Origin of the sequence: Pedobacter yonginensis, from assembly GCF_003173595.1 — a bacterium.
GTDB classification, from domain to species: domain Bacteria; phylum Bacteroidota; class Bacteroidia; order Sphingobacteriales; family Sphingobacteriaceae; genus Pedobacter; species Pedobacter yonginense.
Map to the genome: position 1 here is coordinate 148,720 of NZ_QGNZ01000002.1, position 13,337 is coordinate 162,056.

The 13,337-nt window shown below is 38.8% G+C and carries 10 protein-coding genes; 1 reads left to right on the top strand and 9 read right to left on the bottom strand.

What is annotated here, in order from left to right:
• Positions 1–6: 6 nt before the first annotated feature.
• From DHW03_RS07545 to DHW03_RS07585, 9 genes are all read right to left on the bottom strand, one after another.
• Positions 7–453 carry an FKBP-type peptidyl-prolyl cis-trans isomerase gene (locus DHW03_RS07545; protein ID WP_109925975.1) on the bottom strand — a complete coding sequence of 149 codons (447 nt, stop codon included), beginning with the start codon at positions 451–453 and terminating at the stop codon, positions 7–9.
• 327 nt (positions 454–780) lie between these two features.
• The gene (locus tag DHW03_RS07550) at positions 781–2,574 is read right to left on the bottom strand and encodes an acyl-CoA dehydrogenase family protein (RefSeq protein WP_109925159.1); all 1,794 of its coding nucleotides are present in this window, start codon (positions 2,572–2,574) and stop codon (positions 781–783) included.
• Positions 2,575–2,743: 169 nt separating this feature from the next.
• A complete protein-coding gene (locus DHW03_RS07555) occupies positions 2,744–3,097 on the bottom strand; it encodes a four helix bundle protein (RefSeq protein ID WP_109925160.1) in 354 nt (117 codons plus the stop codon).
• A gap of 104 nt (positions 3,098–3,201) precedes the next feature.
• Positions 3,202–4,377, bottom strand: coding sequence for an acetyl-CoA C-acyltransferase (locus DHW03_RS07560; protein WP_109925161.1), 1,176 nt, complete (start codon positions 4,375–4,377; stop codon positions 3,202–3,204).
• A 247-nt stretch (positions 4,378–4,624) separates the two neighbouring features.
• Positions 4,625–7,030: a 3-hydroxyacyl-CoA dehydrogenase/enoyl-CoA hydratase family protein gene (locus tag DHW03_RS07565; RefSeq protein WP_109925976.1), complete on the bottom strand. Its 2,406-nt coding sequence runs from the start codon at positions 7,028–7,030 to the stop codon at positions 4,625–4,627.
• A 1-nt stretch (position 7,031) separates the two neighbouring features.
• The gene (locus DHW03_RS07570) at positions 7,032–7,466 is read right to left on the bottom strand and encodes a MarR family winged helix-turn-helix transcriptional regulator (protein ID WP_109925162.1); all 435 of its coding nucleotides are present in this window, start codon (positions 7,464–7,466) and stop codon (positions 7,032–7,034) included.
• 136 nt (positions 7,467–7,602) lie between these two features.
• The gene (locus tag DHW03_RS07575) at positions 7,603–8,928 is read right to left on the bottom strand and encodes an OmpA family protein (RefSeq protein WP_109925163.1); all 1,326 of its coding nucleotides are present in this window, start codon (positions 8,926–8,928) and stop codon (positions 7,603–7,605) included.
• 93 nt (positions 8,929–9,021) lie between these two features.
• Entirely contained in the window at positions 9,022–10,743 is a 1,722-nt protein-coding gene (gene ggt / locus DHW03_RS07580; RefSeq protein ID WP_109925164.1) for a gamma-glutamyltransferase, read from the bottom strand.
• Complete coding sequence (locus DHW03_RS07585) at positions 10,715–12,490, bottom strand: AMP-dependent synthetase/ligase (protein WP_109925165.1); 1,776 nt, start codon at positions 12,488–12,490, stop codon at positions 10,715–10,717. Before DHW03_RS07585 ends, ggt begins: the two co-directional genes overlap by 29 nt.
• Before the next feature lie 259 nt (positions 12,491–12,749).
• Here DHW03_RS07585 and DHW03_RS07590 point away from each other — a divergent pair, with 259 nt between their 5' ends.
• Positions 12,750–13,217, top strand: coding sequence for a hypothetical protein (locus DHW03_RS07590; protein WP_109925977.1), 468 nt, complete (start codon positions 12,750–12,752; stop codon positions 13,215–13,217).
• Positions 13,218–13,337 lie beyond the last annotated feature (120 nt).

The window sequence follows — 13,337 nt, forward strand, 5'->3', positions numbered from 1 at the left end:
TGTTTATTATTGTGCGTTTGTTAACTGTATATTAAAATCTAAAACCGAATTGGCCGGAACAGGTCCTACCGCTCTACTTCCGTATCCTAAAGCCGGTGGAATAATTAATCTAATCTCACCGCCTTTTTGAATTTTGGGAATGCCAATTTTCCAACCTTCGATTAGATCTCCTAATCTAAATGTGTTCTCTTTGCCTCCACCATTATCAATCACCGTTCCATCAAGTAATTTACCTTCGTAAATAATGGTAATGTTTGTATTCGAATTGATGTTGGTAGTTCCAGAACCGGGTTTAATGATTTGATAGTATAAGCCTGATGGATCTTTTACAGCATTAATCTTATTCTGTTGAATATAGTTTGAAATCTGCGTATCTACATCTTCTTCTTTTTTACAAGAAGATAACGCCAGAACAAACAAAAGAAGTATTGAGAAATATTTAAACTTAACCATTATCCGCAAAAATAAGCTTTTAATACGGATGCCACAATTTTTAACCAATTTTAACACATAGCAAACAAGACTAAAGGGTGGGAAAAGACCAAAGGAGAAAGGTGAAAGACTAAAGGGCGCAAAAATACCAAAGGAGAAAGGTGAAAGACTAACGATTCGCAATGAACCATAAAGGATACAAAAGAAACAACAGTTTTGGTGCTTCTGCTTTGGCCTTTCACCTTTAGTCTGTCAGCTTTTTGCTTTCACAAAAGAAACAAAAAAGATAAAAGTATTGCGTCTTCCCACTTCGGTCTTCGGTCTTTCAACTTTAGTCTTTCACCTTTATTAAAAAATATACTTATTGGCTTCGATTAATTGTTGTGCGACTCTTTGTCTGGCCTCTTTAACGTTAAATGGCTCCACTTTGGTAAAACGGCGTAGTCCAACCAACATCATGCGTTGTTCGTCGCCTTCGGCAAATGCCCAAAGTGCTTCTTTACCAGCCTTTGCAATACCATCAACGGCCTCAACCATGTAAATTCTTAACAAATCCAATTGACCAGCCGATGTTTCCTCGCCTTTTGTTGCAACTAATTTTTCTGTTCTAAGCAAGGCTGATTCAAAAACGTACACATAACCTGCCATATCAGCTATGTTCATTAAAATTTCTTGCTCTTTGCTTAAGGTCATCATAAGTTTCTGAACCGCAGCGCCTGCAACCATCAACGTAGCCTTCTTCAAATTGGCTAAAACTTTTTTCTCGGCAGCGAATAAGGTGGTGTCTTCTTCTCCAAAATCAGGGATACTCATCAATTCGGCAGCCACAGCAGTAGCTGGCCCCATTAAATCCAATTCCCCTTTCATTGCGCGTTTAAGCATCATATCAACGGTTAACAAACGGTTAATCTCATTTGTACCTTCAAAAATGCGGTTAATTCGAGCATCGCGATAAGCCCTGTCCATTGGTGCATCGGCGCTGAAACCCATACCTCCATAAATTTGAACGCCCTCATCAACGGTGTAATCAAGCGCTTCAGAACCCCAAACTTTTAAAATGGCGCACTCCACTGCGAATTGTTCAACAGATTTCAATCGTGCCTTGCCAGATTCCATTCCGCCTGCCACCAATTGGTCGTAAGTGTCATCTATGTTTTGTCCTGCACGATAATTTGCTGCATCTACGGCGTACAGTTTGGCGGCAATTTCTGCTATTTTAAAACGGATGGCTCCATATTTAGAAATCGGGCGACCAAACTGAATTCTCTCATTGGAATAATTGATTGCGGTACTTAAAGTTGCTTTTGAGGCCCCAATAGCTGCGGCCGATAATTTAATACGACCTATATTTAGAATGTTTACTGCGATTTTGAAACCATTTTCTCTTTCGCTCAACATGTTTTCAACCGGAACTTCACAGTCGTTAAAAAACACCTGACGAGTTGATGATCCCTTGATGCCCATTTTATGTTCTTCTGGGTTCATGGTAATGCCGCCAAAATCTTTTTCTACGATAAATGCAGTCAAGTTTTTATCGTCATCTATCTTTGCAAAAACGATGAAGATATCTGCAAAACCACCATTGGTGATCCACATTTTTTGTCCAGTGATGATGTAATGTTTTCCATCGTCGCTTAGTTTCGCTTTTGTCTTTCCTGAATTGGCATCAGAGCCCGAGTTTGGTTCGGTTAAGCAATAGGCAGCTTTCCATTCTCCAGAGCCTAATTTGGGTATGTATTTGGCTTTCTGTTCTTCATTTCCATAATAAAGAATCGGCAAAGTTCCGATTCCAGTATGTGCTGATAGGGCTACCGCAAACGAATGTCCTGCACCTACAACATCGGCAACCAACATAGATGTGTTGAAGTTTTTACCGAAACCTCCGTATTCTTCGGGTACAGAAACGCCCAAAATTCCTAATTCACCAGCCTTCGTTAAAAGGTTTGGCATCAATTCAGGGTCTTCCTGCTTATCAATTTTATCTAAGTTAGGATAAACCTCTGCTTCCAAAAAATCGCGACAGGTTTGTGCAATCATTTGTTGCTCTTCATCAAATTCTTCAGGAATAAATACATCCTTGTACGTGGTTTCTTTAATTAAGAACTCTCCACCTTTAATTGTCTTTTTTTCAGTTGTTTCCATTGTTATAGTATCTAGTAGCGAGTATCAAGACAAAGCTCAACCTGATTTTCGCTAGGATTAAGTTTTAAATATTTATGTGCACACAAAAGCGAGTATCAAATGATAGAAATGTTTTAAAATTTGATATTTCTAATTGATATCTTATCCCTTTTTTCAAATGCGAATTGTTTCAAACATTCATACTTTTTGATAAGGCATGCACCATTTTTTGAATTTCGATTGTTCTCTGAATCAAATCGGCTGATTGCTCGTCATTCAACAATTTTAGTTGGTTCGATATAATCAATTGCGTTTCTAATTCAAAAGCCGAACCTTGACTGATGTTTAAAAAATATTTGAATTGAGCACTGCTGCCCCTTCCACATCCTTCAGCAATATTTGAAGAGATTGAAACCGAACATCTCTTCATTTGCGAAATTAAACCAAACTTCTCGTCAGCTGGAAGCGTTGATACAGCCTTATAAACTTCAACCGCTAATTCAATCGACTTTTGCCAGACCTTTAAATCCTTAAAGTTGTGCATACACTAGTTTTAAAATTGAGTAAATATTTGAGATGAATTCTTTTGGGGATGATTTTTATCCTATCGGTCTTCAAACTTGATACTTGATACTCACTTAAACTAATCTATAAAAGCTCAAAAATCCCTGCTGCGCCTTGGCCGGTTCCTACGCACATCGTAACCATGCCATATTTTTTATTTTGTCTTTTCAATTCATTCATCATTTGTACGGTAAGTTTAGCCCCTGTACAGCCTAGAGGATGACCTAAAGCGATGGCACCTCCATTTACATTGATGATATCCGGATTTAAATTTAACGTTCTGACAATGGCTAGAGATTGTGATGCGAAAGCCTCATTTAATTCAATTAAATCGATATCATCTTGTTTTAGTCCTGCTTGTTTCAGGGCTTTCGGAATGGCTTCAATCGGACCAATTCCCATAATTCTTGGGGGTACCCCTGCCACGCCATAACTTACCAATCTCGCTATCGGCTCTACGTTTAATTCTTTCATCTTCTTCTCAGAAACTACCAAAACAAAGGCGGCTCCATCAGACGTTTGAGACGAGTTACCCGCAGTTACGCTTCCAACAGCATCGAAAACAGGTTTCAATTTTGCTAATTTTTCTAAAGTGGTATCTGCACGAGGTCCTTCATCTGTATCTACAACGTAAGAACGGGTTTTCTTCTTCAGGTTATCATCCAAATAATTTTCATTAATGGTAATCGGCAAAACACCATCTTTTAGATGACCATTTTTAATGGCATGAATTGCCTTTTCATGAGATTTTAGTGAAAATGCATCTTGATCTTCACGACTAACCTTGTACTCTTTCGCAACCGCTTCGGCCGTTAGGCCCATGCCCCAGTACCAATCGGGATTATTCTTAGCTACCTCCGCATTGGGTACCAATTTCCACCCACCGAAAGGCATTCCACTCATCACTTCTACTCCCCCTGCAATAATACAATCGGCCATGCCAGCCTTAATTTTTGCCACCGCGGTTGCAATGGTATCTAAACCAGATGCACAATAACGGTTAACGGTAACACCCGGAACTTTATCGGTATCCAAACCCATTAGCGAAATCATACGGGCGATATTTAAACCCTGCTCCGCCTCTGGTGTAGCATTACCCACCATTACATCATCAATTTGTTCCTTATCTAAGTTTGGAACAGATGCAACCAATGCTCTAATCACTTCTGCAGCCAAATCATCAGCTCTTGTAAAACGGAATACGCCACGAGGTGCTTTACCTACTGCTGTACGATATCCGGCTATAATATATGCTTCCATGTTTTAAGATTTGAGATTTGAGACAATGCTTCGAGATTTGCCCGAAACAGATTGTCCAAATCGTAATGTTTATTTTTTTATTTGAGACTTAAGATGTGAGATTAGAGACTTGAGATGTGAGACTGGAGATAGGAGAAAAGAGATTGGTGACCTGACAAGCTCTGTCATCTAATCTCTAACCTCTCATATCTAACTTCTCATATCTAATATCTAACCTCTCATATCCCAACTCTCTCACCTCTATTCCCTAGTTTCTTAATGGCTTACCTTTTGTTATAATTGATTGAATTCTTTCCAGCGATTTTCGTTCCCCAGCAAGTGACAAAAAGGCTTCTCTTTCTAAATCCAACAAATATTGTTCGCTTACTTCTGTTGGAGAGGATAAATCACCTCCACACATTACGTAACCTAACTTTTCGGAGATTTTTTTATCGTGTTCGGAAATAAAATGCCCCGCATACATGCTGTTTGCACCTGCATAAACAATTCCTAAACCTTGCTTGCCCAATACTTTAATGTCAGTACGTTGAACTGGTTTTGTATATCCAGCATCGGCAAGTTCAATTGCTTTTGCTTTCGCATCAGCCAACAATCGGTTGCGGTTCATTGAAATCGAAAATTTGTCCTTTTGAAGGTAACCCAACTCATACGCTTCATAGCCTGATGTAGAAACTTTCGCCATACCAATGGTTAAGAAACGTTCTTTCAAAGCATTTTGAACGATTTGATCATCTTTATATTCATCAGAAGCTCTTAAGGCAAACTCTTTTGTGCCGCCTCCGCCTGGGATTACCCCTACACCAAACTCAACCAAACCCATATACGTTTCGGCAGAAAGCTGAACATGATCGGCGTGTAAACTAAATTCGCAACCACCACCTAATGTTAAATTGTGTGGCGCAACTACCACTGGAATTGATGAGTAACGAATGCGCATAGATGTGTTTTGGAACATGCGAATCGCCATATTCAATTCATCCCATTCCTGCTCAACGGCCATCATAAAAATCATCCCAACATTTGCGCCCGCAGAGAAATTAGCGCCATCATTGCCGATAACTAAGCCACGATAGTCTTTCTCAGCCATGTCAATTGCTTTGTTGATTCCAGAAATTACATCCCCACCGATTGTGTTCATTTTGGTGTGGAACTCTACACTTAAGATGCCATCGCCTAAATCAATAATAGATACACCCGAGTTTTTCCAAAGCGTTTTGTTTTCGCGAATGTTATCTAAAATGATAAAATCATCTGTTCCTGGTAAAGCCTTATAGGATTTTGAGGGAATGTCATAATACTTTTTAATGCCATCCTCAACTTTATAAAATGAGGTATTTCCAGCATCAAGCATTTCATGTACCCAAGCCGCAGCTTTGTTTCCATATTGGTCCATCCCTTCGAGGGCTTCTTTAACGCCAACGGCATCCCAAAGTTCAAATGGGCCTAGTTCCCAGCCAAACCCTGCTCGCATGGCATCGTCTATACGATATAATTCATCAGATATTTCTGGAATTCTATCGGATACATATTCGAACAAACCAAATGAAGAATGACGGAAAAGCTCACCTGCTTTGTCTTTCCCCTTGGCAAAAATCTTCATCCTATCGCGAAGATTTTCAACCGGCTTGGTCATTTCTAAAGTGGCCGATTTTACTTTTTGCTGTGGCTTGTACTCTAAAGTTTTTAAATCAAGCGCAAGAATTTCCGTTTTACCATCAGCCGTTTTTGTTTTTTTATAGAAGCCCTGCTTGGTTTTATCACCTAGCCATTTCTGCTCTTCCATTTTCTTTACATAGGCTGGAAGTTGAAATAAATCATGCGCCTTATCCTCCGGACAATTATCATAAAGCCCTTTGGCAACCTTAATCATGGTATCTAAACCAACCACATCCGATGTGCGGAAAGTTGCCGATTTTGGCCTGCCCAAAGCTGGACCAGTAAACTTATCTACTTCTTCTACAGTTAAATCTAGTTTTTCAACCAAATGCAAAAGTGCCATGATGGAATAAACACCTACACGATTTGCAATAAAAGCTGGCGTATCTTTGCAGAGCACCGTAGTTTTACCTAAAAATTTATCACCATAATGCATCAAGAAATCAACAATTTCTGGCTTGGTGTGTGGCGTTGGTATTACTTCTAATAATTTTAAGTAACGTGGCGGATTGAAAAAGTGTGTTCCGCAGAAATGCGCTTTAAAATCATCACTTCTTCCTTCAGCCATAAGATGAATGGGAATACCGGAAGTATTTGAAGTAATTAATGTACCTGGTTTGCGGAATTGCTCAACCTGCTCAAAAACTTTCTTTTTGATGTCCAGATTTTCGACTACTACTTCAATCACCCAATCAAAGCCTGAAATCTTCGACATATCATCATCGAAGTTTCCTGTTTTAATTTTATTCAATACTTTTTTAGAATAAACTGGGGATGGATTTGTTTTTACAGCAGTTTGCAAGGCGGTATTTACAATTCGATTTTTCACCGCAGGGTGATCCAATGTTAATCCTTTTGCTTGTTCATCTGGATTCAAATCTTTTGGGGCAATATCCAACAACAAAACCTCTACACCAATATTGGCGAAGTGGCAGGCGATACGCGAACCCATAATACCTGAGCCTAAAACAGCAACTTTATTTATGCTTCTTTTCATGTTAATCAACGGTATATGCTACAGTTATATCATTTAGTTTTATCAATAGATTTATGAAAGTCTCCTTTTCTTTTTTGGAGAAATGCTCGTCGAGATACTCATTAAATTTGCGAACAACACCTTTGGCTAAATGTTTCTTTTCTTTACCAAAATCGGTCAGAAAAACCTTAACAGATCTTTTATCTCCAACCGAAGTTTCGCGATAAATTAACCTAGCCTCTTCCATGTTGTTTAACATGCGAGATAAGCTGGTGGCTTTAACACCAAGCAACGCTGCAAGATTCGAAACAGCTGTACCATCAACATCATCAATATTAATTAACATATAACCAATCGCCTGGGTGATCCCAAAACTTGATGCCATTTGATTATATTTATTAAACATATTTTGCCAGGCAAACTTTACGTGGTAATCTAATGTTTGTTGTTGCTTCATTTGGTTAATTTTATTATGCTTGCATAACAAAGCTAACGAATGTATTTTGTTAATGCAAGCAGAAATTAATTATTTTTTGTCACAAAAAAAGCGTCCTGATTTTCATCAGGACGCTTTCTATTAAAACTAAGTTAGATTAGTAAATTGTAAATTCTACACGACGGTTTTGTTGACGACCAGCTGCAGTTTTGTTTGTTGCAATTGGTTGACCCATTCCATAACCTGTAGCTTCTATACGAGATGCATTAGCGCCTTGAGAAACTAAATATGCTTTCACTGATTCTGCTCTATCTTTTGATAAACGTAAGTTTAATTCTTTAGAACCTGTGTTATCTGTATGACCAGCTAATTTTAAGCTGAAGTTTTTCTCGATTAATAATGCTGCAACTCTATTTAAAGATGCGAAAGATTTAGAACGAATAGTAGCTTTACCTAAATCGAACTCTAAATTTTTAATGGCTTCTTTAACAACTGCACGATCTGCTTCAGTAACGATTACTTTCTCTGTAATTTGTGGAGCTGGCACTTTTAATGGACAACCAGAACCATCAACCACTGTACCTGCTGGTGTACCAGGGCATTTATCTAATTTATCAGCAACACCGTCACCATCAGCATCAGCTAATAAGTTGTTTAAATCTGAACGCAATTTTGCATTTTCAGCTTTTTGAGCATCTAAGTCTGATTTTAATGCGTTAGCCGTATTTTTCGCAGCTAAAGCTTCATCATAAGTGGCTGCAACTGGATTGTGGAAAGCCAATTGTTTTCCGCTTCCAAGTGCAAATTCTAAACCTGCATAAGCATAGTTATATTTATCGTTTGATCCTCTGTAGTAACCATCTAAGTTATCACCATCAACAAAGTTGATTGTCCAACCTAAATCAAAGTTTACCGCGTCAGAAATTTTAAATTTAGCACCCAGGCCAACCGGAATAATTAATTCGCTAATGTTTTTACCACCTGCGTAATCTACTGTACCTGCAGCAGTTGTAATGGTTGGTTTGTAACCTGCTAAACCTGCACCTGCTGAAGCATAAAGTTGTAATGCATTTTCTTTCTTAAACATATCGATGTTAAACATATTAACAACTGCGCTTAAGGTTCCAGAATATTCTAACTGAGTATCAAATGATCTTACTGGTGAATTGTTGGTTACTCCGCTTTCGAAAGCTTCTGTATTATCACCTTTCAATTTCCCTCTAACTCCGTCTAAACGTAAAGAGAAATAAGGTGTAAATTGTTTTTTGATGTAAAGACCATAGCCTAAACTAGATTTGTTGTTGCTAAAATCGTTTTTACCGCCCAGTGGAGATAATGGTGTAAGTACACCGGCATTAACACCGATTGACCATGTTCTTAAACTGGTTGTGCTTGATGCCATTGGCTCTTGAGCTTGAGCTACTGATCCAATAAATAAACCAGCAATTGCTACTGGTAATGCTTTGAATAATTTTGATTTCATAATTTCTAAATAACGTTAAATAAGCGTTTGACCATTCTATGCAATCGCCATACCAAAACTATGATTTGATCAAAAAATTACTTTATTAAAGGATTAATAGCCAATGGCCTTATCATCGCCACGCGGGTCAGCACCACCTTGATAATAGCCCCATTTGGTTTTTAATATCGCATCAACACGGCCAATTGGCCCTCTCGGGCTAATTACATAGCCTTTAGATTTTAACTTCTGTGTAGTCAAACTATCCAAAGCGTCTTTTTCTACATACACTTCATCTGGTAGCCACTGATGATGAAATTTTTTCGCCGATACAGCAGATTGCATCGACATATCAAAATCGATTACATTAATAATGGTTTGCAAAACCGAAGTGATAATGGTTGAACCACCTGGGGTACCCACAACCATGAACAATTTTCCGTCTTTTTCTACAATACTTGGTGTCATGGAGCTTAGCATTCTTTTATTCGGTGCAATTGCATTGGCTTCACCTCCAACTAAACCATACATATTTGGGGCGCCAGGTTTTACAGAAAAGTCGTCCATTTCATTATTTAAGAGGAAGCCCGCACCTTTTACGGCTACCAAAGCTCCATAAGAACCATTTAACGTTGTGGTGATGGACACAGCATTTCCGGCTCTGTCCACAATAGAGAAATGGGTGGTTTCTTCGTGCTCCTTGCCTTTAACTTCGCCAGCAAAGATTGCACTGCTTGGAGTTGCAGCGTTCCAGTTAAAATTAGCCATTCTATTTTTATTGTATTCGGGCTTGGTGAGTTCCATTTGCGGAACGGCATAAAAATCAGGATCGCCCAAGTGCGTAGCGCGATCTGCATACACTCTTCTTTCGGCTTCTACGATCACCTGTACTGTTGAATCGGCATTATGACCCCATTTTCTTAATGGAAAAGGTTCTACCGATTGAAGCAGTTGAACGAGGGCAATCCCACCGCTCGATGTTGGGGGCATAGTGACAATTTTATAACCTCTATACTGACCTATAATTGCTTTTCGCCATGTGGCGCGGTAATTCTTTAAATCGGCTTTGGTGATTAACCCTTTGCCACGTTGCATTTCAGCTACAATTGAATCGGCAACGGCACCTTCATAAAACCCTGCTCTGCCTTTTTCCTGAATCAATTTGAGTGTATTGGCGAGCTCTTTCTGTACCAATACATCATTTTCTTGCCAAGGACTCTCCAAATTTACGAATGCCGTACCGTTGGGATTGAACTGCATAAATTTTTGGTGGAGACCGTTTAATTCGCTTGCTTGTCTTTTGGTAATTTTAAATCCATTCTGGGCAAGTTCGATAGCGGGCTGTAAAACCTGCGCCCAAGTTAGTTTGCCGTATTTTTTGTGGGCTTCCACCATCCCATCAACCGAACCTGGTACACCGGCAGCCAAATCACCATATAAACTTTTGTCCACTATCGGATGACCTGCTGAATCCAAATACATATCACGGTTAGCAGCTTGTGCGGCCTTTTCCCTAAAATCGAGCGTATTTACTTCTCCGCTTGCAGCGCGATAAACTATGAAACCACCGCCGCCAATATTTCCTGCATTAGGATAAACAACGGCTAGGGCAAATTGAACGGCAACTGCTGCATCTATTGCATTGCCTCCTTTTTTTAAGATTTCTATGCCAACTTCTGAGGCGGCTGGATGGGCTGAAACCACCATCCCATTTCTAAATTCGTTACTGTTGTTTTTACCCAATTGCCCGCTTGCACAAGCTGAGCATAATAAAACGATAAAAAGGTAAGCTGATATTACTTTATAATTAGTTCGATGCCTTGTAGTTCTCTGCATCCTTGTATATCTTTTCAATGATTTCGTTATTTTTTTCTGTAATTACTTTTCTTTTTAAACTTAATTTAGGTGTAAGCTCTCCCCCATCAATGCTCCATTCTTTTGGCAATAAGGCAAAACGCTTAACTTGTTCCCATTTACCAAAACCCACACTTGCAGCTTCAATTACCTCAGTATATTTCGTTAAAACCTGCTCGTTTTTTATAATTTCTTCATTAGTAGTGTATGGAATGCCTTTTCTACCCGCCCATGTTTTTAGTGTTTCGAAATTAGGAACAATCAGGGCAGAAGGGAATTTTCTATTCTCTCCCAAAACCATAATCTGCTCGATAAATATAGATTCTTTGTATTTATTTTCAAGCATTTGTGGCGCAATGTATTTTCCGCCTGCGGTTTTAAACATTTCTTTTTTACGATCTGTAATTCTTAGAAAGCGCCCATCTACCAATTCACCTATATCGCCAGTGTGGAACCAGCCTTCACGATCAATGGCTTCATCTGTTAAATCTTGACGATTATAATAGCCTTTCATCACTTGGTGGCCGCGAGTTAAAACTTCACCATCTTCGGCAATTTTTACTTCCACACCTTTAATCACCTCGCCAACAGAGCCAAACATCGTTCCACCGAAGTGATTTACCGTAATTACAGGCGAGGTTTCGGTTAATCCGTATCCTTCAAACACAGGCATTCCTGCTGCCCAAAAAATTCTTGCCAATCGTGGATTTAGTGCTGCACCCCCAGAAACAATAACTACAATCTCGCCTCCTAAAGCTTCCTGCCATTTTTTGAAAACCAGTTTCCTTGCAATACCCAATTTAAAATTATACCAAGGGCCAGCATCGGTTGTATATTTTTCGGCCAATGCAACCGACCAAAAGAAAATCCCTTTTTTAATTCCAGTTAGAGATTTTCCCTTTTCCATTATTTTATCGTACACCTTTTCTAAAAGACGAGGAACGGTTGAAAAAGCATTTGGCTTAACTTGCTGAATATCTGCAACTATGGTATCCATACTTTCTGCATAATACACCGCCGTGTGATTAAAGAGGTACAAATAGATAATCATGCGCTCGAAAATATGCGAAAGCGGTAAAAAGCTCAATCCTTTGCTTACGCCTTCGGGCATTACCACGGCCGAGTTTACAAAGTTTGAAACTAAATTGTGGTGTGTTAACATCACGCCTTTCGGGGTGCCAGTTGTACCAGATGTGTATATTAAAGTCAGAATATCTTCCGGCTTTACCTTGTCACGGTATTCATCAAGATTGATTTCGGCACTGGACTTACCCTCTTCTAATAAGGTACTCCAGTGCGCGGTACCTTGTATTTCATTAAAACCATAAATTTTTATCGCTGGATTTACAGCTTCTACACAAGGTTTAACCTTTTTGTAAATTTCCTCGTCTGCAACAAAAATTATTGCGATTTCGGCATCCTTTAAAATAAATTGAATATCGTTTTCTGCTAGCGTTGGATACAATGGAATTTGATAGGCACCAATTTGGTTGGCCGCAAAATCGGCAATATTCCATTCTGGCCTGTTGTGAGACATCACCGCCACCCGACCGCCTTTGCCAATGCCTTGTTTGACTAATCCTCGGCTTAAATCGTCAACCGTGTTGCAAAAATCTTGTGTACTGTAATTTATCCACTTTCCTTTAATTTTTCCGCTGATGAATTCTGCTTTGGGTTGCTCAAGGCTAAATTTTAAGAGATCGAAAACCCGTTTAATTGATGCAGCCATATAATTTATAATATTTGGTTAAGTTAAAAAAATCAAACATAAAGACGTAAACAATATGTTTTTTGTGATTAGAAATTCTATTTAAGCCTACGATAGCTTTGCTAAAATTTCATCATGTAAATATTTAAATAAACTTAGCAATTACAAAATTACTATGCAAGCATTGTTTTTATCTAATCTGTTTTTTACCCAAAAAACATAAACGGCACAAATGTTGTTTAATTGCAACCTTAATAATTCATCCTTAAAATTACAAATTATGAAAAAATTATTCTTTACTATTTTTGGTTGCGTAGCCTTATTCGCGATGACTGCAACGACTGTTAAAGCTCAAAATTACAAAACTGGTTTAGGCTTGGGTATCGATTTTGGTGATGGAGCAACCTTAGTTGGCCCATCTGTTAGACATCATTTCAGCAGAAATGCAGCTTTACAAGGCGAAGTTTTGTTCGGTGGAAATTCTACGATTTTACAAGCTTTCTTACAGTACAACGCTCCAATTCCTGGTGCTAAAGGACTTGATTGGTACCTTGGTGGTGGTCCATCTGTACAACTTTACGATGGTGGATCTAGCTTTTATTTAGTGCCGATGGTAGGTTTAGACTATAAATTTAGCGGTGCACCTTTGGCATTGGCTTTAGATTGGAGACCAAGATTATACATTGGCAGCAATGATAGCGACTTTAATGCTGGCCGATTTGGCTTAGGCTTTAGATATACCTTTTAATTTGGTACGAAGCATTTATAAAAAAACCGTGAACAATTTGCTCACGGTTTTTTTATGCCTTTTAAATAAACATTATTTAGTTGTCCTCTTTACAAACACTTTGATGTGTGCCCTCCGTCA

Excerpts from the sequence above, each read along its gene's own strand:
- DHW03_RS07560 (WP_109925161.1), bottom strand. The coding sequence starts at position 4,377 with ATGGAAGCATATATTATAGCCGGATATCGTACAGCAGTAGGTAAAGCA.
- DHW03_RS07550 (WP_109925159.1), bottom strand. The coding sequence starts at position 2,574 with ATGGAAACAACTGAAAAAAAGACAATTAAAGGTGGAGAGTTCTTAATT.
- DHW03_RS07565 (WP_109925976.1), bottom strand. The coding sequence starts at position 7,030 with ATGAAAAGAAGCATAAATAAAGTTGCTGTTTTAGGCTCAGGTATTATG.
- DHW03_RS07590 (WP_109925977.1), top strand. The coding sequence starts at position 12,750 with ATGAAAAAATTATTCTTTACTATTTTTGGTTGCGTAGCCTTATTCGCG.
- DHW03_RS07585 (WP_109925165.1), bottom strand. The coding sequence starts at position 12,490 with ATGGCTGCATCAATTAAACGGGTTTTCGATCTCTTAAAATTTAGCCTT.
- ggt (WP_109925164.1), bottom strand. The coding sequence starts at position 10,743 with ATGCAGAGAACTACAAGGCATCGAACTAATTATAAAGTAATATCAGCT.
- DHW03_RS07570 (WP_109925162.1), bottom strand. The coding sequence starts at position 7,466 with ATGAAGCAACAACAAACATTAGATTACCACGTAAAGTTTGCCTGGCAA.
- DHW03_RS07555 (WP_109925160.1), bottom strand. The coding sequence starts at position 3,097 with ATGCACAACTTTAAGGATTTAAAGGTCTGGCAAAAGTCGATTGAATTA.
- DHW03_RS07575 (WP_109925163.1), bottom strand. The coding sequence starts at position 8,928 with ATGAAATCAAAATTATTCAAAGCATTACCAGTAGCAATTGCTGGTTTA.
- DHW03_RS07545 (WP_109925975.1), bottom strand. The coding sequence starts at position 453 with ATGGTTAAGTTTAAATATTTCTCAATACTTCTTTTGTTTGTTCTGGCG.